This window comes from Streptomyces sp. HNM0575 (assembly GCF_012726265.1).
GTDB lineage: Bacteria > Actinomycetota > Actinomycetes > Streptomycetales > Streptomycetaceae > Streptomyces.
In genome coordinates, this window is record NZ_JAASAG010000006.1 from 352437 (window position 1) to 371349 (window position 18913).

The 18913-nt window shown below is 70.0% G+C and carries 16 protein-coding genes; 12 read left to right on the top strand and 4 right to left on the bottom strand.

Annotated elements, in window-relative coordinates:
• Positions 1–16: 16 nt before the first annotated feature.
• Complete coding sequence (locus HCC61_RS17060; protein WP_169136304.1) at positions 17–2323, bottom strand: glycoside hydrolase family 3 N-terminal domain-containing protein; 2307 nt, start codon at positions 2321–2323, stop codon at positions 17–19.
• On the bottom strand, positions 2320–3399 hold the full coding sequence (locus HCC61_RS17065; RefSeq protein ID WP_169136305.1) for a LacI family DNA-binding transcriptional regulator: 1080 nt from the start codon (positions 3397–3399) through the stop codon (positions 2320–2322). The genes HCC61_RS17060 and HCC61_RS17065 overlap by 4 nt, the downstream gene beginning before the upstream one ends.
• Before the next feature lie 202 nt (positions 3400–3601).
• Here HCC61_RS17065 and HCC61_RS17070 point away from each other — a divergent pair, with 202 nt between their 5' ends.
• The 3 genes from HCC61_RS17070 to HCC61_RS17080 are packed head-to-tail and all read left to right on the top strand — an operon-like array spanning position 3602 to position 6731.
• Positions 3602–4921, top strand: a complete 1320-nt coding sequence (locus tag HCC61_RS17070) for an extracellular solute-binding protein (RefSeq protein ID WP_169136306.1) — start codon at positions 3602–3604, stop codon at positions 4919–4921.
• Positions 4922–4971: 50 nt separating this feature from the next.
• Positions 4972–5817 (top strand): sugar ABC transporter permease, encoded by an 846-nt coding sequence (locus HCC61_RS17075; RefSeq protein WP_169136428.1) that lies wholly within the window; start codon positions 4972–4974, stop codon positions 5815–5817.
• The gene (locus tag HCC61_RS17080) at positions 5817–6731 is read left to right on the top strand and encodes a carbohydrate ABC transporter permease (RefSeq protein WP_169136307.1); all 915 of its coding nucleotides are present in this window, start codon (positions 5817–5819) and stop codon (positions 6729–6731) included. Before HCC61_RS17075 ends, HCC61_RS17080 begins: the two co-directional genes overlap by 1 nt.
• A gap of 97 nt (positions 6732–6828) precedes the next feature.
• Here HCC61_RS17080 and HCC61_RS17085 read toward each other — a convergent pair whose 3' ends face one another.
• Positions 6829–8232: an Nramp family divalent metal transporter gene (locus HCC61_RS17085; protein ID WP_169136308.1), complete on the bottom strand. Its 1404-nt coding sequence runs from the start codon at positions 8230–8232 to the stop codon at positions 6829–6831.
• 210 nt (positions 8233–8442) lie between these two features.
• Between HCC61_RS17085 and HCC61_RS17090 the strand changes: the two genes are divergently transcribed.
• A complete protein-coding gene (locus HCC61_RS17090; RefSeq protein ID WP_169136309.1) occupies positions 8443–9201 on the top strand; it encodes a ribonuclease activity regulator RraA in 759 nt (252 codons plus the stop codon).
• A 14-nt stretch (positions 9202–9215) separates the two neighbouring features.
• Here HCC61_RS17090 and HCC61_RS17095 read toward each other — a convergent pair whose 3' ends face one another.
• On the bottom strand, positions 9216–9905 hold the full coding sequence (locus HCC61_RS17095) for a GntR family transcriptional regulator (RefSeq protein ID WP_169136310.1): 690 nt from the start codon (positions 9903–9905) through the stop codon (positions 9216–9218).
• A gap of 61 nt (positions 9906–9966) precedes the next feature.
• Here HCC61_RS17095 and HCC61_RS17100 point away from each other — a divergent pair, with 61 nt between their 5' ends.
• The 8 genes from HCC61_RS17100 to HCC61_RS17135 all read left to right on the top strand — a co-directional run bounded on the left by HCC61_RS17100 (position 9967) and on the right by HCC61_RS17135 (position 18899).
• Positions 9967–10917 (top strand): dihydrodipicolinate synthase family protein, encoded by a 951-nt coding sequence (locus tag HCC61_RS17100; RefSeq protein WP_169136311.1) that lies wholly within the window; start codon positions 9967–9969, stop codon positions 10915–10917.
• Positions 10918–10928: 11 nt separating this feature from the next.
• Positions 10929–12572 carry a thiamine pyrophosphate-dependent enzyme gene (locus tag HCC61_RS17105; protein WP_169136312.1) on the top strand — a complete coding sequence of 548 codons (1644 nt, stop codon included), beginning with the start codon at positions 10929–10931 and terminating at the stop codon, positions 12570–12572.
• 231 nt (positions 12573–12803) lie between these two features.
• Positions 12804–14147, top strand: a complete 1344-nt coding sequence (locus HCC61_RS17110; protein ID WP_169136313.1) for an MFS transporter — start codon at positions 12804–12806, stop codon at positions 14145–14147.
• A gap of 68 nt (positions 14148–14215) precedes the next feature.
• The gene (locus HCC61_RS17115) at positions 14216–15139 is read left to right on the top strand and encodes a LysR family transcriptional regulator (RefSeq protein ID WP_206322592.1); all 924 of its coding nucleotides are present in this window, start codon (positions 14216–14218) and stop codon (positions 15137–15139) included.
• A 102-nt stretch (positions 15140–15241) separates the two neighbouring features.
• Positions 15242–16507 (top strand): NAD(P)/FAD-dependent oxidoreductase, encoded by a 1266-nt coding sequence (locus HCC61_RS17120; RefSeq protein ID WP_169136314.1) that lies wholly within the window; start codon positions 15242–15244, stop codon positions 16505–16507.
• A 139-nt stretch (positions 16508–16646) separates the two neighbouring features.
• Entirely contained in the window at positions 16647–17063 is a 417-nt protein-coding gene (locus HCC61_RS17125; protein WP_169136315.1) for a RidA family protein, read from the top strand.
• Positions 17060–17728, top strand: coding sequence for a DUF1028 domain-containing protein (locus HCC61_RS17130; protein WP_169136316.1), 669 nt, complete (start codon positions 17060–17062; stop codon positions 17726–17728). Before HCC61_RS17125 ends, HCC61_RS17130 begins: the two co-directional genes overlap by 4 nt.
• Entirely contained in the window at positions 17721–18899 is a 1179-nt protein-coding gene (locus tag HCC61_RS17135; RefSeq protein ID WP_169136317.1) for a M20 family metallopeptidase, read from the top strand. Before HCC61_RS17130 ends, HCC61_RS17135 begins: the two co-directional genes overlap by 8 nt.
• Positions 18900–18913: the final 14 nt, after the last annotated feature.

The window sequence follows — 18913 nt, forward strand, 5'->3', positions numbered from 1 at the left end:
TGGCCGCGCGCGCCGCTCAGTCGATGTGCACCGGGGTGTGCAGGCGGCGTTCGTGGCCGACCGTACGGACGGGGCCGGTGAGGAGAACCGTGCCGCTCAGGCGGATGTCCGCACTGGACGATCCGACGGCGACTGTGATCTCGCCGGGTTCGACGATGCGCAGCATGTCCGGTCCGGTGTAGGAGAGCCGGTCGGCGTGCAGCCGGAAGGTGATCCTGCGCTGCTCGCCCACGGCCAGGTCCACGCGTGCGAACCCGGTCAACTGGGTCACGGGGCGCGGGAGTCGGGCCACCGGGTCGGCCGTGTAGAGCTGGACGACCTCTGCTCCGGGGCGCTCTCCGGTGTTGCGCACCAGGCAGCTGATCTCCACCTGTCCGTCGGTGGGTGTCTCCGCCGCGCTCAGGCGCAGCTCCTCGTAGGCGAACGCCGTGTACGACAGGCCGTGTCCGAAGGGGTAGGCCGGTGTGGGGTCGAGGTTGCTCACGCCCTGGCTGTTCCCGCCGAGCGGCGGGTGCAGGTAGGTGCCGGGCTGGCCTCCCGGCGTCCGCGGTATCTGCACCGGCAGCTTGCCCGAGGGGGCGACCCGGCCGGAGAGCACCCCGGCGACGGCCGGTCCGCCCTCCTCGCCGGGGAAGAAGGCCTGGACGACGGCGGCCGCGCGGTCCTTGAAGGCCCCGAGCGCGTAGGGACGGCCGGACACGACGAGCAGCACGACCGGGGTGCCGGTGGCCAGGAGCGCGTCGACCAACTCGCCCTGGACACCGGGCAGGGCGAGGTCCTCCACGTCGCAGCCTTCGCCGGAGGTGCCGCGGCCGAAGAGCCCGGCGCGGTCGCCGACCGCCGCGATGCAGACGTCCGCGCTGCGGGCCCGGCCGACCGCCGCTTCGAAGCCGCCGCGGTCGAAGTCCGTGACGGTGCAACCGCGTTCGTATGCGACGGCGGCGGTGGGCAGCTCCGCGGTGAGCGCCTCCAGCAGGGAGCGCGTCCCGATGCCGTTGTCGTGGCCGGGGTGATGGGGGAGGACGTGGTTGGGGAAGGAGTAGCAGCCGAAGAGGGCGTTCGGGTCGTCCGCGCAGGGGCCGACGAGAGCGATGGACGGGGTGTCCGGGGCGAGCGGCAGGACGCCGTCGCGATTGCCGAGCAGGACGATGCTCTTCTCGGCGAGTTCGCGTGAGACGGCCCGGTGCGCGGGCGGGTCGAGGTCGATCGGCTCCTCGCCTGTGCCGTCCGGGCTGAAGTCGGCGTCGAGCAGGCCGAGTTCGGCCTTCTGGCGCAGGACGCGGCGCACGGCGCGGTCGACGAGCTCCTCCGGGACGACGCCGCTGCGGGCGAGCCCGGCGAGGGGTTCGCCGTAGCAGAGGGTGTTGGGCAGTTCCACGTCGATGCCGGCCTCCAGGGCCCGGGCGCCCGCGTCGCCGTCCGTCGCGGCGATCCGGTGCATCGTACGGAGGAAGGCGATGGACCAGTAGTCGGAGACGACCGTGCCCTGGAACCCCCACTCGTCGCGCAGGAGCCGGGTGAGCAGCAGCGGGTCGGCGCCTGCCGGGACGCCGTCGACGTCGGCGTAGGAGTTCATCACCGAGCGGGCGCCGCCGTCCCGCAGCGCCGTCTCGAACGGCGGCAGTATCACGTCGGCGAACTCCCGGCGCCCCATGGAGACGGGCGCGTGGTTGCGGGCGCCTCGCGACGCGGAGTATCCGGCGAAGTGCTTGAGGGTCGCGACGATCCCGGCGCTCTCCAGGCCGCGCACATAGGCGGTGCCCGTCATGGCCACCAGGTAGGGGTCCTCGCCGAGCGTCTCCTCCACCCGCCCCCACCGGTAGTCGCGCACCACGTCCAGTACGGGCGAGAGCCCCTGGTGGACGCCGACTCGTCGCATGCTCGTGCCGATCGCGTGCGCCATCCGCTCGACCAGGCCGGTGTCGAAGGCGGCGGCCCAGGCGAGTGCGGTGGGGAAGACGGTGGCGCGGTAGGCGGTGAAGCCGGTGAGGCACTCCTCGTGCGCGATCGCGGGGACGCCCAGGCGGGTGCCGTCGATCAACTCGCGCTGGAAGGCGGCGAGTCGGCGTGTGCCATCGGCCGGCTCGACGGGCCGGGTGCCGAACGGCCGGGTGAGATGGCCCAGGCCGTGCTTGCAGGCGGAGGCGAACCCGGCGTGCCGGGCGAAGAGGTCCTGCATAGGTGCGACGTCGCCGCCGACGCGCTCCACGCCGGGCCAGGCGCTGCCCAGTTGGGCGAGCTTCTCCTCCAGGGTCATCTCTGCGAGGAGCGACTCGGCCCTCTCGTCGCGAGGGCATGACGGATCGGCCCAACGTGCGGTCATGGTGCGTCCCTTGAGACGGCGGCGCTCGGAGCCGCGGCGGGAGCCCGGGGGCGGCTCGGCGGTGACGTCGTCGACGCCCGGACCACCAACTGCGTGGCCAGTTCCACTCGGTGGCTGTCCAGGGGCCGCCCCGCAGCGAGCTGTAGCAGGGTGCGAAGCGCGGCACGGCCGATCTCGGCGAAGGGCTGGCGGACGGTGGTCAGGGGAGGTGCGGAGGTGGAGGCGGCGTCGGTGTCGTCGAAGCCGACGACGCTCACGTCCTGCGGTACGCGCAGCCCGCGGACCCGGGCGGCCTCGATGACGCCGAACGCTTCGGAGTCGTTGGCGGCGAAGACGGCCGTGGGCACGTCGTCGAGGCCGAAGAGCTCCATGGCGGCCTCGTAGGCGGGTTCGAAGTGGAAGGCTCCCCGCTTGATGAGGCCGGGGTCGGGGGCGATGCCGGCGCCGCGGAGCGCTGCCTGATAGCCGTGCAGCCGGGCGGTGTTGCAGAGCGCGTCGTGCCGGCCTTCGATCATCGCGATGCGGCGGTGGCCGAGGCTCAGCAGGTGCTCGGTGGCGGCCATGCCGCCGGTGAAGTTGGTGGCGCCGATGCTCGGCACGCTCTCGTCGGGCACGCCCATCGGGTCGATCAGCACGAGGGGGATGCCGTCCTTCGCGAAGCGGGCGCGCTGCCGGGGCGTCAGCTCGGAGGTCACCAGGATCACGCCCTCCCGCCCTGCGTTGGTGATCTTCCGGGACCAGGCGGTGCCCGCAGGATCGTCGGGAGTGACCCCGATGACCACGTCGACACCGGCCTCCGCCGCGGCCTCGGTCACCCCTCGGGTGATCACCAGGTTGTTCGGGGCGACCAGCTTGTCGAAGGTGAGGTCGACGGTGCGGACGGGCGACCGCGAGGCGCCCGGCCCGCGGGCGACGTAGTCGTGCTCGACCAGCAGCCGTTCGATGCGCGCGCGGGTCCCGGGGGACACGTCGCTGCGGCCGTTGACCACCTTCGAGACGGTGGCCACCGACACCCCGGCCGCTTGGGCGATGCCGGTCAGGGTCGTCCGGCTCCGCTCGACGGCTCTCTTCGCCATGTTGGTCCTTTCGCGGTTACGAGGAAGGTAGCGCAACCTTTCGGAGCGGGTCCAGACGCCAACTCCCCGGTGAACAGGGCTTGCAGGCACCTTGACCCGGTCCTCGGGGGCTTCTACTTTGTCGGCCATTGAATGCAGAGGTTTCGAAACTTTTCGGGCCGCCGACGCGTCTTCGAACCTCTGAGGAGCGAAGGAGCTCACGATGGCCACGAGAATCCCCAGCCGCATCCTGGTCACCGCCTGCGCGGCGGCACTCGCCCTGACGGCCTCGGCCTGCGGCAAGAGCGGCCGCACCAGCGAGGGCGGCGGCTCCGGCGGCGGCACGCTCGTGTGGGCACTGAGCCAGGGAACCGAGTCGACGTTCCGCGCCTCCGCCAAGGACTGGAACAAGGCGCACCCCGACCGGAAGGTCGAGATCCAGTACTTCCAGAACGACCCCTACAAGCAGAAGCTCCGCGCCGCGGTCGGCGCCGGCAACGGGCCCGTACTGTTCGAGAACTGGGGCGGCGGGGTGCTCGAGAACTATGTGAAGGCGGGCAAGGTCGCCGACCTCACACCCGAGCTGAACAAGAGCCCGAAGTGGAAGAACCGCATCATCCCCTCGGTGCTGGAAGCCACCACGTTCGGCGGGAAGATCTACGGCGTCCCGATCAACGGCGTCCAGCCGGTGGTCCTCTACTACAACAAGCAGCTGTTCCGGAAGGCGGACGTGCGGCCGCCGAAGACCTGGGACGACCTGCTCACCTCGGTGAAGAAGCTCAAGGCCCGCGGCATCGCCCCGCTGTCCATGGGCGGCTCCTCGAAGTGGCCGTACCTGATGTGGCTGGAGTACCTCGTCGACCGCATCGGCGGACCCGAGGTCTTCGCGCACATCGCGGCCGGCGAGAAGAACGCGTGGTCCGACCCGGCCGTACTCGAAGCGGCCGACAAGATCGAGCAGTTGGTGGACGCGGGCGGCTTCGCCAAGGGCTTCGCGTCCGTCTCCGCCGACACCGGCCAGGCCGAGGCGCAGATGTACACCGGCAAGGCCGCGATGCTCCTTCAGGGCAGCTGGGCTTACGCCAACATCCAGACCGGCTCCCCGAAGTTCATCTCCGGGGGACACCTCGGCTGGAGCGACTTCCCGGCCGTCGAGGGCGGAAAGGGAGCGGCGGCGGACGTCGTCGGCAACCCCGCCAACTTCCACTCGCTGTCCGCCCAGGCCACGGCCGAGGAGAAGAAGACCGCGGTGTCGTACCTCAAGGACGGCGTCTACGACGACAGTTACGTCGACCGTCTTCTCTCCACGGGCAACGTCCCGCCCGTGAAGGGCCTCGACGCCAGGATCAAGCGCGCCGAGAACGCCGACTGGCTCTCCCACGTCTACGGCATGACCCGTGACGCGAAGAACTTCCAGCTCTCCTGGGACCAGGCGCTGAGCCCCGGGCTCGGAAACGCCCTGCTCACCCACCTCGAACAGCTCTTCCTCGGCCAGATCAGCCCGGAGAAGTTCTGCCGGCAGATGGACAAGGCGGCCAGTTGACCGCCGCCGGGCGCGGTGCGGCGCCCCGGCAGGGCGGTCCGCCGTTCGTGATGGCGCTGCCCGCCCTGCTGCTGTTCGCCCTGTTCGCCCTCGTCCCCATGGCCATCGTCGTCTATCTCAGCTTCACCAGCTGGGACGGCCTGGGCAGCCCGTCATGGGCGGGCGCCGAGAACTGGGAGAAGGCGTTCGAGAGCGGCGTCATCCGCCACGCACTGGGCCTCACGCTCAAGTTCATGCTCCTCTCCTGGCTGGTGCAGACGCCCGTCAGCCTGCTCCTCGGCGTCTTCGTCGCGGGAAAGCAGCGCTACCGCGCCCTGCTCGCGGTCTTCTACTTCGTGCCCCTGCTGATATCCGCCGCCGCGATCGCGATCATCTACAAGAACCTGCTGGACCCCACCTTCGGCCTCGGTGCGGCCCTCGACTGGCCTCCGCTGAACCAGAACTGGCTCGGCGATCCCGAACTCGCCTTCTACGCAGTCGTGTTCATCATCGCCTGGCAGTTCGTGCCCTTCCATACGCTGCTCTACCAGGCCGGCGCCCGGCAGATACCCGCCTCGCTGTACGAGGCCGCCGCGATCGACGGTGCCGGCCGGCTCGCCCAGTTCCGGCGCATCACCCTGCCCCAGCTGCGCCACACGATCGTCACGTCCTCGACGCTGATGCTGGTGGGGTCGCTCACTTACTTCGACCTGGTCTTCGTCCTCACCGGCGGCGGCCCCGGCTACGCCACCCGGCTGCTTCCCCTCGACATGTACATCACGGGCTTCCAGAGCAACGAGATGGGCCTGGCCAGCGCCGTCTCCGTGCTCCTGGTCGCCGCCGGGCTCCTCCTCTCCCTCCTCCTCGTCCGCTTCTCGGGCTTCTCCCGCATGCGAAGCCAGCAGGCAGGCATGTGATGTCCGTGCTCTCCCGCACCACCGCGACCGACCGGAAGGCACCCGTACCACCGAAGACAGAAAGGTCGGCGGCACCGCCCGGAGGGCGCCTCGCGTCGATGCGCCGCACCAACCCCCTCGGCGCGCTGGGCGGTCTGGCCTGGCTGCTGGTCGTCGTCGTCCCGGTGTACTGGGCGGTCGTCTCCAGCCTCCGCACCCGCGAGGGCTTCTTCGACGCCGATCCGCTCGCCGTTCCGTCGCACCCCACCCTGGAGAACTACCGGCAGGTCCTGGACAACGGCTTCGCGCACTACCTGTTGAACAGCGTCGTGGTGACGGCGGGCGCGACGCTGCTGACCCTGGCGGTGTCCTTCCTGGCGGCCAACGCCATCGTGCGCGGAACCGGCCGGGCGCTGCGATGGACCTTCAGCCTCTTCCTGCTCGGGCTGGCCATCCCGCTCCAGGCCACGATCATCCCCGTGTACTACCTGATCGCCAAGGCCCACATGTACGACACCCTGGCGGCGGTCGTGCTGCCCTCCGCGGCGTTCGCGATCCCGCTGACCGTGATCATCCTCGTCAACTTCCTGCGGGACATCCCCGACGAACTGTACGAGTCCATGCGCGCGGACGGCGCCGGGCACTGGCGCATGCTGTGGCACCTGGCGCTGCCGCTGTCCCGGCCCGCCCTGATCACCGTGACGATCTACGACGCGCTCAACGTCTGGAACGGCTTCCTCTTCCCGCTGATCCTCACCCAGAGCCCCGACAAGCGCGTCCTGCCGCTGTTCGTCTGGAGCTTCCAGGGCGACTTCACCATCAACGTCCCCGCCGTCCTCGCCGCCGTCGTCCTCTCCACCCTCCCGATCCTCGTCCTGTACGTCATCGGCCGGCGCCAGCTCGTCAGCGGCCTCACCGCCGGCTTCAGCAGATAGCCCCTCGGGAAGGCGGCGTCCCCGGAGTTCCACGGCGGTCCGGCCGTCTCCGCGCGGATGCGGGATGCCGGGGTCCGGGTCCGGGTCCGTGTCCGGGTCAGGCGATCATCTTCACCGCGTCGCTCAGCCCCTGCCAGGCGGCCGCCGCTACGAAGAGGGTGATGATCACGAGGCCGGTGTTCTCCCGCCAGTTGTTGGTGTGAGTCCCCATGATGGCTTCGCTGTTGAGCATGCCGATCATCCCGATCGCGATCACGAGCAGGAACGGCGAAGTCAGTACGTGGGAGACGACCACGAGCACGATGAAGCCGGGCATTCCGGGAAGCGACCACACCACTGCCAGCAGTCCCCAGGCGACCATCACCTTGTAGAAGGGGTCCTTGCCCGGTTCCCCGCCCCGGCGGACGGCGCGCTCCGGCAGCACCACGTGCAACGCCTCCACCGTCATCTTGCCGAGCGCGAAGATCGAGCCGGAGACCGTGGTCCAGGCCGCACCGAGGAGCCCCAGGTAGAAGACGTATGGCCCGACGGGGCCGATGGCCGTCCCCAGCGCACGCGCGATCGCGTCGGCGTCCCCCACCCCGGAGTCGCGGTGGAGCACCTCGGCCCCGATCGCCCAGATCGCCGCGGCGAGGAACAGCACGACGAAAGTGCCGAAGAGCAGGTCGTACTGCTGCACCCTGCGGTGCGCGGGGGTGGTCCACCCCTTCTCCCGAAGAAACTGCGGGTAGAACAGGTTCGCCATCGAGCCAAGCGTGGCGAGCACGAGGCTGGAGGCGATCAGCCCCGAGTCGAACAGGCCCTGTTTCTCGGGTAGTTCGAAGGCGAAGCCCTGTAGCAGAGCGCCCCAGTCGATCCCGACCATCACGATGCCGATGACGAAGGAAGCGACCATCACGGCGAGGATCGCCTTGAACAGCCGCTCGATGAGGCGGTATACGCCCTTGAAGGTCACCACGAAGACCGAGGCGGCTCCGATCAGCGTCCACCAGAACGCGGGCAGGCCACCGAAGAGCCCGTGCAGTGCCACACCCACGCCGCTCAAGGTGAACGCCATCAGGATGTGGGTGTAGATCACGAACGAGACGAGCATCAACCAGCCGAACAGCCAGTGCGTCCGCGCCAGGCCGCGCACGATGCTCGGGTCGCGCTGCACGTTGAACAGGGGGTACTTGCCGAGACTGTTCACGAAGACGAAGCGGAAGACGAGGGTGAGCGGCAGTACCCACAGCAGCGCGTAGCCGTAGTTGCCTCCCGCGACCGAGTTGTCGATCAGGTCGCCGGTGCCCACCCAGCTCAGGGCCACCACGATGCCGGGCCCGAACGATCTCAGGTATTTCCAGAAGGACTTCACGGGGACGGGAGCGGACCCCTCCGCGATCCCGGCGCCCGGCGGGACGGGGACTCCGCGGTCGTCGACGGTGGCGGAAGCACGGTGGTCGACCGGGCCTCCGCTGTTGCCGGCGCCTGCGCGGGAGGCGCCGCTGCGGAAGACGCTCATGGATCCTGTCCTCCCGGTGGGCGGGTCGGTTCAGCAGATGCAGCGGCATCACGTGGGAAGAGTGGTGCGCCGGCCCCGAGTTGATATATTGGTATACCGAAATGTCAAAGGGGAGGCAACAGCCGCGAAACAATCCAGGGGTGGGCCCGGCCTGCGGGGTGGCTCCCCCCGATCCCCGTCGTACGCCAACAGCCGGAAGAAGGAGCGCACTTGACCTCCAGCCCGACGAACGGTGCATTCGCCGCCCCGCCTCTCGACGACGAGACGCGAGAGGCGCTCTGGACGGTCAGTACGGCCACGATCACCACGCAGCTCATGGACCGAGGCCTGCGGAACACGTTCCTGGCCGGCCCTCAGGTCCTCAATCCGCGAAGCGCGAAGATGGTCGGTGAGGCGTTCACCCTTCGCTGCATTCCGGCACGGGAGGACATCGACGTCCTGTCGGTCTTCCGTGACTACGATCATCCGCAGCGACGTGCGATCGAGACGGCTCCGCCCGGTTCCGTCCTGGTCGTCGACGCGAGGCGGCAGACGCGGGCCGCGTCCCTGGGGCACATACTCGGCACCCGGTTCGCACGCCGAGGCGGTGCCGGGATCGTCACCGACGGCAGCGTCCGTGACCTCGCAGGCTTCCGGGAGCTGGACCTGGCGACCTTCGCGGCTGGAGCCGCCCCGACCACGAACCTCGCCCTGCACCATGTGGTCGACATGCAGTTGCCGATCGCCTGCGCCGAAGTGCCGGTCTATCCGGGCGACATCATGGTCGGTGACGCCGACGGCGTGGTGTGCGTCCCACGCGACATCGTGGCTCAGGTCGCCCGGGACGCCGTCGAGCAGGAGCGGCTGGAGGAGTTCGTTCTCGAGCGGATCGAGGCCGGCCACCCGCTGCGGGGCAACTACCCGCCCGACGAGGAGACGATGGCGGACTACCGGGCGACCGTGACGGACGTGCCCGGCTCACGGCCGTGACGTCGCGAACCGTCTCAGCCGCCGGCGCCGGTGTGCTCCGAGAGTCTGACCAGGGACCGTTCGATGTGCTTGCGCATGAGGGCACCGGCCTCGTCGGCGCGGCCGTCGACGGCGGCCTTGTAGATGTCGTGGTGTTCGACGGACTCGGCCTGCCAGGTCGGGGCGAGTTCCCAGAAGACCGTGAGCGCGGCCAGCGCCGTCAGATCCTGGAGCCCGTCCAGCGTCCCCACGACCAGACGGTTCTGGCACTGGGCGTACAGCGCACGGTGGAAGTCGCGGTTGGTGGTCACCAGGGCCGCGGTGTCGTCCGTCGTCGCGAGCCGCTCGGCGTCCTCCATGAGGTCCCGGGCCTCGCGGAAGTCCGCCCGGCCCGACCGCGACGCCTCGGCCACCGCCCAGGGCTCCAGCAGTATGCGCTGCTCGTAGACGTGGCGTGCGTCTTCGACGGTGAGGCGGCGCACCCGCACACGCTGGTTCCGGTTCACGGTCACCAGGCCGGTCGTCGACAGCATGATCAGCGCCTCGCGGACGGGGGTCTTGGAGATCCCCAGCTGCTCCGAGAGGCGGCGTTCGACCAGCACTTCGTCCGGCTCGAACCGGCCGGTCAGGATGGCCGTCCGCAGCCATTGCACCACCAGATCCGATTGGGATGTCGCTCTGCCCAGCAGATCTGGTCGAGCCGCCGCCCCGGTGTCCATCGCCATGGTTTTGGTATACCACAGCACTGATATCCCGAGTTCGGGACGGGAGAGGGAGCACCTGCCGATGAGCAGCACCGCGATCGCCCGGTCCCTGCACGGCGTGGTCGCCGTACCGGTCACGCCGTTCGGCCCGGACGGACAAGTGGCACAGGAGGAGTATTCGGCTCTCCTGCACCGCATGGCCGGCGCGGGCATCCGCGCGTTCACGCCCAACGGGAACACCGGAGAGTATTACGCGCTCAGCCCGGACGAGCGGCGCCGTCTCGTGGAACTCACGGTCAGGGAGGCCCCCGGGGCACTCGTGATCGCCGGGGTCGGTCTCGATCTGGCGAGCGCTGTGGCCGACGCGCAGGCCGCGCACGCCGCCGGTGCCGGCGCCGTCATGGTGCACCAGCCGGTGCATCCGTACCGAAGCGTCGCGGGATGGATCGCCTACCACGCGGCCCTTGCCGAAGCGGTGCCCGGCGTCTCCATCGTCGCCTACGTCAAGGACGCCACCCTTGGCAGCGACGACTTCGCCGCGCTCGCGGCGGCCTGCCCCGGGCTCGTCGGCGTCAAGTACGCCGTTCCCGACCCGCCCCGGCTCGCCGTGCTCGTCGAGGAACTCGGCCGACTGGGCCTTGTCTGGCTGTGCGGGGTGGCGGAGCTGTGGGCGCCGTACTTCGCCCTGTCCGGTGCGGCCGGCTTCACCTCGGGGCTGGCGTGCGTCGATCCACGGCGCAGCGTCGGCCTGTTCCAGGCGCTGACGGAGCACCGGAACGCGGAGGCGATGCGGCTGTGGCGCGAGATCCGGCGGTTCGAGGAACTGCGCGCCCGCAACGGGGCGGAGAACAACGTGTCCGTGGTCAAGGAGGCACTCGCCCAGCTCGGTCTGTCCCGGCGTGAGGTACGTCCGCCGATCACGCCCGTGGACGACGGTGACCGGGAGGCCGTGGCCGAGATCCTCGCCGGATGGGGACTTCGCCCGCGCCGCGGACCGGCGGGGGACTCCCCCGAGGCCGCCCCGGACGAATGAGGAGGACGGCTTTGCATCCACGTCTCGGAGGCCATGCTCTGGTCGAGCAGATGCTGCAACACGGGGTCGAGTTGGCGTTCTGCGTTCCCGGGGAGAGCTACCTCGCCGTCCTGGACGGTCTGTACGACGTCCGGGACCGGGTACGGCTCGTCACCACCCGGCACGAGGGCGGTGCCGCCATGATGGCCGCGGCACACGGCAGGCTCACCGGCCGTCCCGGCGTCGCGCTGGTGACCCGCGGTCCGGGCGCGACCAACGCGAGCATAGGCGTTCACATAGCGGCCCAGGACGCCTCACCCATGGTTCTGTTCGTAGGGCACGTCGCCACGGGAGAGCTGGGACGCGGCACGTTCCAAGAGGTCGACCACCGTGCGATGTTCGCCCCGCTGGCGAAGGCCGTCCTTCAGGCCGACAGCGCCGACCGCATACCCGAAGTCGTCGCGCGTGCCTTCAACACGGCTGTCAGCGGACAGCCCGGACCGGTGGTGGTGGCGCTCCCGGAGGACGTCCTCCTCCGTACGACCGACGCCCCGGCGGTACCGGCCGCGCTCCCGGCGGCGACGGAACCCGGCCGGGCGGAAGTCGAGGCGGTGCTGGCCGAGTTGAGCGCTGCGGAGCGTCCCGTGATCGTCGCGGGCGGAAGCTGCTGGGACGAGGGGGCGACCGATGCGCTCAGGGGCTTCGCCGAGGCACGCGGCCTGCCGCTTGTCACGGCGGTCCGGCAGCAGGACCTGGTGCGCAACGACTCCCCTGCGTACGTCGGGACCCTCGGACTCGGTACGACGGCCGGGCTCGCGGACCTGCTCCGGGACGCCGATGTCGTCGTGCTGCTGGGCAGCCGGCCCGACGGTCTGACTGCGGCGGAGGGCGGCTGGCTCCGCGCGCCGCTGCCCCTCCAGCGTCTGGTCCACATACACCCAGACCCGTCCGTGCCGAACTCGGTGTTCAGAGCGAGCCGGGCCGTCATCGCGCGGCCCGACTCGTTCGTCGCGGCTCTGGCCGGCGCATCGCCGGAAGCACCGGCGGAGGACAGGGGAGCGTCGGCGTACGCGGTGAAGTGCGCCGCGCCCGCGGCCGGCGGCTGGGTGAGCCGCCTCCGGGAGAACTACCTGCGCGCCCGCGACGACAGCACATGCTGCGGCGGCGCCGAATACATGAGGGAACTCAACGCGCGCGTCTCCAAGGACGCGTTCATGACCGCCGGCGCGGGCTCCTACACCGCATGGCACCAGCGGCACCGCAGTTACGTCAGCTATCCCTCGCAGGTCGCCACCCAGGCCGGAGCCATGGGCTATGGCATTCCGGCCGCCATCACGGCCAAGCTCCTCCACCCCGGCCGGCAGGCCGTCGCCTTCGCCGGAGACGGCTGCTTCTCGATGACCGGGCAGGAGCTGGCGACCGCCGTCGACTGTGCCGCGGACATCCTGGTGATCGTCGTCAACAACGGCAGGCTCGGCACGATCCGCGACCACCAGGAGCGCCGCTTCCCGGGAAGGGTGAGCGGCACCGCGCTGCGGAACCCCGACTTCCCGGCGCTCGCGCGTGCGTACGGTGCCTACGGCCGCCGGGCCGGGACTCCCGAGTCGTTCGGCGAAGCGCTCGAGGAGGCACTGGATCACGAGGGTCCCGCGCTGGTGGAGGTGCTCGTGCCCTGACGGGACTCGTTCCTTGACGGGACTCATTCCTTGACGGACCCATGCCTTGAGGGGAGGGGCCCGGCGGTGCCCGGCCCCGGCGCGATGCCGCGACAGCAGTCGCCGTCCTGGCTCACGCATCGACGAGACCGTGGGCACCATCGATTTTTTCCTCTGGTTGGGGCCCGAACTGCACGCCTACGCTGCTGCGCACTCCCGGCTGCCGGGATTCCGACGGATGTAGGAGCACCGATGGCAACCACGCTTGCGGACGAGCGGACCACGCAGAAGGGTCTACGGCGCAGTGTCGTCGCCGGGTCGATCGGCGTCCTGGTCCACTGGTTCGACTGGGCCGTCTACGCCTACATGGCCACGACGGTGGCTGACATCTTCTTCCCCGATCAGGACGGAACGGCCAGTCTCCTCTCGGTCTTCGCCGTCTTCGCCGTCGCGTTCTTCGTCCGGCCCCTCGGGTCGGTCGTCTTCGGCCACCTCGGTGACCGCTTCGGCCGCAAGAAGACCCTCTCCCTCGTCATCATCTCCATGGCCGCCGGAACCCTGCTGCTCGGTCTCATCCCGAGCTACGACACGATCGGCCTGGCGGCGCCGATACTCCTCGTCGTCGCACGGATCATCCAGGGTGTCGCCGCCGGCGGCGAGTTCGGCTCCGCCGCCGCCTTCCTCGCGGAGTTCTCCCCGGCGAAGCGCCGCGGCCTGGGGACCTCGTCCATCGAGGTCGGCTCGGTCCTCGGCTTCCTGCTCGCGTCGTTCGTCGTGTGGGTGCTCCACACGGCGCTGAGCGAGCAGGCGATCCTCGCCGGCGGCTGGCGCATCCCCTTCCTCGTGACGGTTCCCCTGGCCCTCGTCGGCCTGTACATCCGCCTCAAGGTCGAGGACACACCGGAGTACCGCGCGCTGGAGGAGCTCGACACCGTCCCGGCGTCGCCCGTCTCCGAGGTCTTCAAGAGCAACCGCAGGCAGTTCTTCCAGACCATCGGCATCGAGACGTTCATGAACTGCACGTTCTACGTGGTGCTCGTCTACCTCCTCACCTACCAGGAGGAGATCGTGGGGCTGCACGCCGACCGGGCCGCTCTGCTGTCGACCGTCGCGTCACTGGTGGCCATCGCGATCATCCCGCTCTCGGGAATCGCCTCCGACCGCGTCGGGCGCAAGCCGGTCCTGCTGACCGCCGCCGGGCTGCTCATAGCGGGTGCGGTGCCGCTGTTCCTCCTCATGCGCCAGGGCTCCGGATACGCCGCCTTCGCGGCGACCGCCGGCCTCGCCGCCGTCCTGGCGATCATCCTCGGCACGCACTCCGCGACCGTCGCCGAGCTCTTCCCCACCCGCACCCGGCAGAGCGGCCTGTCCATGGCGTACGCGATCGCCGGTGCCCTCTTCGCCGGCACCCTCCCGTACATCAACACCTGGCTCATCTCGGTGACCCACGACTCGATGGTCCCCGCCTACACCCTCATCGTCGTGGGCGTCGTGGGGCTGCTGACCGTGCTGACGATCCCGGAGACCAGGAACACCGACCTCCTCCACGAGTCGGACGTTTCCACGGAAGGCTCGCTTTCCGCACCCGTACCCTGAGCAGCAGCGATGAAGGCGGCCGACGGGCCGGCTCCGCTGTCGGTTCCCCGTGGCGGACGGGAGTGCTCATGATCAACGTGACCCTGCGGCAGCTCGACTACCTGGTGGCGGTCGCCGAACACGGAACGGTCACTGCCGCGGCGCAGGCGCTCCATCTCTCGCAGTCGACGGTCTCGTCGGCGATCGCCGACCTCGAGCGCATCCTCAAGATCAACCTCTTCGTACGGCAGCCCCGCGGGCTCTCGCTCACCCGTGACGGCGAGATGGTCCTCGCCGAGGCCAGGCGCCTGATGCGGGAGGTGTCGAGCCTGGAGCGCCGTGTGGCCGGTCTGAGCGGTGAGTTGGCGGGGGAGCTGCACATCGGGTGCTATTCGACGATCGCGCCCCTCCTCCTCCCCGCCGTCGTCACCGAGTTCATGGACCATTACCCGGCCGTGGACGTGAACTTCTCGGAAGGGTCGCAGAATGCGCTCCTGGAACGGATGGAGCAGGGAAAGAGCGATGTGGCCGTCATGTACGCGTACCGATTCCGGAATCATTTGACGGACCTCGGCCATACCGCTACCAAGCTGACGTCCGTACCGCCCTACGTCCTGCTGCATCCCGAGCACCGCCTCGCCGGGGCGGAAACCGTCGCGTTGCGGGATCTGGCGGACGAGCCCTACATCCTCTTCGATCTCGAACCGGGCGGGCAGTACTTCCTGTCCGTTTTCGAGGCGGAAGGCGTGACCCCCGACATCCGCTTCCGCACCCCCAATTCCGAGCTGGTGCGCTGCCTGGTCGCCAGGGGCGCCGGGTATTCGCTGCTGAGCCAGCGGCCGAAGACGACGGTCAGTTATGAGGGTCTGCCGTACGTGGCCAAGGAACTCACCGCCAGGCACGAGAGATTGGACGTCGTCGCGGTCACGCCGGGCGACCGCATGCCCAGCAAGCGGGTCGCGACTTTCATCGAGATGGCCGTGCGGCTGCTCAGGCCCGAGGTATTGAGATAACCGAAGGGGCCTGCGGAAATCCATTCTGGATGACGAAGTCCCTTCTCCGTACGGTGGTGAGCCGACCGGGAGCCGACCGGAATCCAGTGGAGGTACGTACGGATGTCGAGCACAGCGACGGAAGTTCTCGTCGTGGGCGGAGGCCAGGCCGGGATCGCAATGAGCGAGCATCTCGGCAATCACGGTGTTCCGCACATCGTCCTGGAGCGCGACCGCGTCGCCGAGCGGTGGCGGACGTCCCGCTGGGATTCCCTCGTCGCCAACGGCCCGGCGTGGCACGACCGTTTCCCTAACCTGGAATTCCCGTGCGACCGCGACGCCTTCCCCACCAAGGACGAAGTGGCGGCATATCTGGCCGAATACGCGGAGAAGATCGACGCTCCCATCCGCACCGGGGTCGAGGTGACCTCCGTGACCAAGAACGTCGGCGGGCCCGGATTCCGCGTGGCGACCTCGGAGGGCACCGTCGACGCCCGCTACGTGGTGGCCGCGACGGGTCCCTTCCAGAAGCCGGTGATCCCGGCCGTGGTGCCCGATGAGGCCCGCGTCCACCAGATCCACTCCAGCGCCTACCGCAACCCGCGGCAGCTTCCGGAAGGGGCCGTCCTCGTCATAGGGGCCGGCTCCTCGGGGGTGCAGATAGCCGAGGAGCTCCGCCGGTCGGGCCGCGAGGTCTACCTCGCCGTCGGCCCGCACGACCGGCCCCCGCGACGCTACCGCGGCCGCGACTTCGTCTGGTGGCTCGGCGTCCTCAACAAGTGGGAGGCGGCGACGCCGCCGCAGGGCGCCGAGCACGTCACCATCGCGGTCAGCGGCGCCCAGGGCGGCCACACCGTGGATTTCCGCGGCCTCGCCGAGGACGGCATCACGCTCGTCGGAACGGCCGGGTCCTACGAGAACGGGAAGATCCGGTTCGCCCCCGACCTTGAGCAGAACATCGCCCAGGGCGACGCCAATTACCTGTCGCTGCTCCGGGAGGCCGACGCCTACGTCGAGCGCAACGGCCTCGGGCTGCCCGAGGAGCCGGAGGCGCACCGTCTACAGGCCGACCCGGAGTGCGTGACGAACCCCCTCCTCGAACTCGGCCTCGCCGAGGCCGGCGTCACCTCGATCGTCTGGGCCACCGGCTTCACACAGGACTACAGCTGGCTGAAGGTCGACGCGTTCGACGAGAAGGGCAGACCGCGGCACAAGCGCGGCATCTCGTCGGAGCCCGGCGTCTTCTTCCTCGGGCTGCCGTGGCAGTCACGGCGCGGATCGAGCTTCATCTGGGGCGTCTGGCACGACGCCGGATTCCTCGCCGACCACATCATGATCCGTCGCGCCTACCGCGCCTACGACTCCGCGGAGGCACCGGCGACCGCGTAGCGGAAGCGGAAGCGGTTGCCGTAGCGGAAGCCGGGGCCGAAGTGGAAGCCGGAGCCGGAGTGGAAGCCGGAGCCGACGCGGAAGCCGAAGCGAAGCCATAGCCGAGCCGCCCGAAGCTCTCGAAGACCGGGGAACGCCCATGAAGCACACCAGGATCCGTACGTTCAACACCAAGGACACCTATCCCGAGCAGAACCTCGACAACGACCTGTGCCAGGCTGTCGTCGCCGGTGGTGTCGTCTATCTGCGGGGCCAGATCGGCCAGGACCTCGATACCCGCGAGAGCGTGGGCATCGGCGACGTCGAGGCCCAGGCGGAGAAGGCGATGTCGAACATCGCCATGCTGCTGGACGAGGCGGGCGGCGAGCTGGAGGACATCGTCAAGGTCGTCGTCTACCTCACCGACATCCGCTACCGCGAGCCCGTGTACCGCGTGATGGGGCGCTGGCTCAAGGGAGTTCACCCCGTCTCGACCGGCATCGTCGTCCAGGCGCTCGCCCGCCCCGAGTGGCTCGTGGAGATCGACGCCACCGCCGTACCGGGGGAGCGCGCATGACCTTCTCCATCCTGGCCAGGGACGACTCCGGCGCCTTCGGGATGGCGGTCACCTCGTCCTCCCCCTGCGTGGCGGCGCGCTGCGTCCATCTCCGCTGCGGTGTGGGAGTCGTGGCGTCGCAGAACATCACCGACCCCCGCTTCGGCGACTGGCTCCTCGACAGGCTCGCCGAGGGGGACTCCGCCGAGGAGGCCCTGGCAAGGCTCCGCGAGCACGACGGCACCACGGACTACCGGCAGTTGGCCGTCATCGGTGCGCAGGACGCCCCGGCGGTCCACTCCGGCGCGCGGACCCTCGGCGTTCACCACGCGCGGACGTCGCAGCACGCCGCGGCGGCCGGCAACCTGCTCGACAGCACCGGTGTCGTCGACGCCGTACTGGACGGATTCCGGTCCTCCGCGGGCGAGTTGGAGCAGCGGCTGCTCGCGGCGCTGAAGGCCGGTCTGGCGGCCGGAGGCGAAGCCGGCGACCTCCGCTCGGCCGGACTCGCGGTCGTCCGCGACGCCGGGTGGGCCGAGACCGACCTCCGCGTCGACTGGAGCGAGGCACCGATCACCGATCTGGAGACGCTGGTCGAGATGTGGCTGCCGCAGCGCCGGGACTATGTGACCCGCGGCATCGACCCCGGCACGGCACCGGCATACGGGGTGCCCGGCGATGAGTGACGCGAACTCGGCGACGGGCGGGGCGGATTCGGCGACGAGCGAGGCGAAGCGCCGAGTCCGGGACGACGTCGCCGGTCTCCGCGGCGAGCTGGTCGCGCTCTCGGAGGACCTGCACCGCAACCCCGAGACGGCGTGGCAGGAGGTCGAGTCCGCCAGCAAGGTGGGCGAGGTGCTGCGCCGGAACGGCTTCGAGGTCACGGAGGACTTCGCCGGTCTGCCGACCGCCTTCCACGCCCGGTACGGGTCGGGTGCGAAGCGCATCGGTTACATGGCCGAGTACGACGCCCTGCCGGGCATCGGGCACGCCTGCGGCCACAACCTCATCTCGGCGATGTCCGTGGGCGCGGCGATCGCACTGGCCCGGCGAGCCGGTGAACTCGGCGTCACCGTCGAGGTGTTCGGCACCCCCGCCGAGGAGGGCGGCGGCGGCAAGATCGAGATGCTCGACCGCGGCGCGTTCGAGGGCCTCGACTTCGCGATGATGGCCCACCCCGCCCCGGTGGACGTCGCACGCGCCGCGCCCTTCGCCGTCTCCCACTCGGCCGTCCGCTACACGGGCCGGGCGGCGCACGCGGCCGCGTACCCGACCCATGGAAGGAACGCCGCCGACGCGTTCACGATCGCGCAGGTCGCGATCGGGCTGCTGCGCCAGCAACTGCCGCCCAGCGTCCGTGTGCACGGCATCGTCACCTCGGGCGGGGAGGCGCCCAACGCCATTCCGCAGACGACGGCGGGACGTTGGTACGTGCGCGCGAAGGACATGGCCGAACTCGCCGAGACGGAGGAGAAGGTGCGCCGCTGCTTCGAGGCGGGCGCTCTCGCCACCGGGTGCGATCTGGAGATCGAGCCCGAGTCGCAGCCGTACTCCGAATTCCGCACCCATGAGGCGGCGTTGAAGCTGTACGAGCGGAACGCCGTCGAGCTGGGGCGCCGGTTCGTCACCGAGGGGCCCGAGACGGAGATGTGCCGTGCGTCGACGGACATGGGCAACGTCTCGCAGGTCGTCCCCGCCATCCACCCCTATATAGGTCTCGACTGCTTTCCCGTTCTCAACCACCAGAAGGAGTTCGCCGATCACTGCATCGGTGACGTCGCCGCGCGGACCCTGACCGACGGCGCGACGGCACTCGCCTGGACGGCCGTCGACCTGGCCCGGGGGCCGTACACGTAGTCGCCGGTCGCGGC

Excerpts from the sequence above, each read along its gene's own strand:
- HCC61_RS17135 (WP_169136317.1), top strand. The coding sequence starts at position 17,721 with ATGAGTGACGCGAACTCGGCGACGGGCGGGGCGGATTCGGCGACGAGC.
- HCC61_RS17110 (WP_169136313.1), top strand. The coding sequence starts at position 12,804 with ATGGCAACCACGCTTGCGGACGAGCGGACCACGCAGAAGGGTCTACGG.
- HCC61_RS17120 (WP_169136314.1), top strand. The coding sequence starts at position 15,242 with ATGTCGAGCACAGCGACGGAAGTTCTCGTCGTGGGCGGAGGCCAGGCC.
- HCC61_RS17095 (WP_169136310.1), bottom strand. The coding sequence starts at position 9,905 with ATGGCGATGGACACCGGGGCGGCGGCTCGACCAGATCTGCTGGGCAGA.
- HCC61_RS17075 (WP_169136428.1), top strand. The coding sequence starts at position 4,972 with ATGGCGCTGCCCGCCCTGCTGCTGTTCGCCCTGTTCGCCCTCGTCCCC.
- HCC61_RS17115 (WP_206322592.1), top strand. The coding sequence starts at position 14,216 with ATGATCAACGTGACCCTGCGGCAGCTCGACTACCTGGTGGCGGTCGCC.
- HCC61_RS17125 (WP_169136315.1), top strand. The coding sequence starts at position 16,647 with ATGAAGCACACCAGGATCCGTACGTTCAACACCAAGGACACCTATCCC.
- HCC61_RS17130 (WP_169136316.1), top strand. The coding sequence starts at position 17,060 with ATGACCTTCTCCATCCTGGCCAGGGACGACTCCGGCGCCTTCGGGATG.
- HCC61_RS17080 (WP_169136307.1), top strand. The coding sequence starts at position 5,817 with ATGTCCGTGCTCTCCCGCACCACCGCGACCGACCGGAAGGCACCCGTA.
- HCC61_RS17065 (WP_169136305.1), bottom strand. The coding sequence starts at position 3,399 with ATGGCGAAGAGAGCCGTCGAGCGGAGCCGGACGACCCTGACCGGCATC.
- HCC61_RS17070 (WP_169136306.1), top strand. The coding sequence starts at position 3,602 with ATGGCCACGAGAATCCCCAGCCGCATCCTGGTCACCGCCTGCGCGGCG.
- HCC61_RS17085 (WP_169136308.1), bottom strand. The coding sequence starts at position 8,232 with ATGAGCGTCTTCCGCAGCGGCGCCTCCCGCGCAGGCGCCGGCAACAGC.
- HCC61_RS17100 (WP_169136311.1), top strand. The coding sequence starts at position 9,967 with ATGAGCAGCACCGCGATCGCCCGGTCCCTGCACGGCGTGGTCGCCGTA.
- HCC61_RS17060 (WP_169136304.1), bottom strand. The coding sequence starts at position 2,323 with ATGACCGCACGTTGGGCCGATCCGTCATGCCCTCGCGACGAGAGGGCC.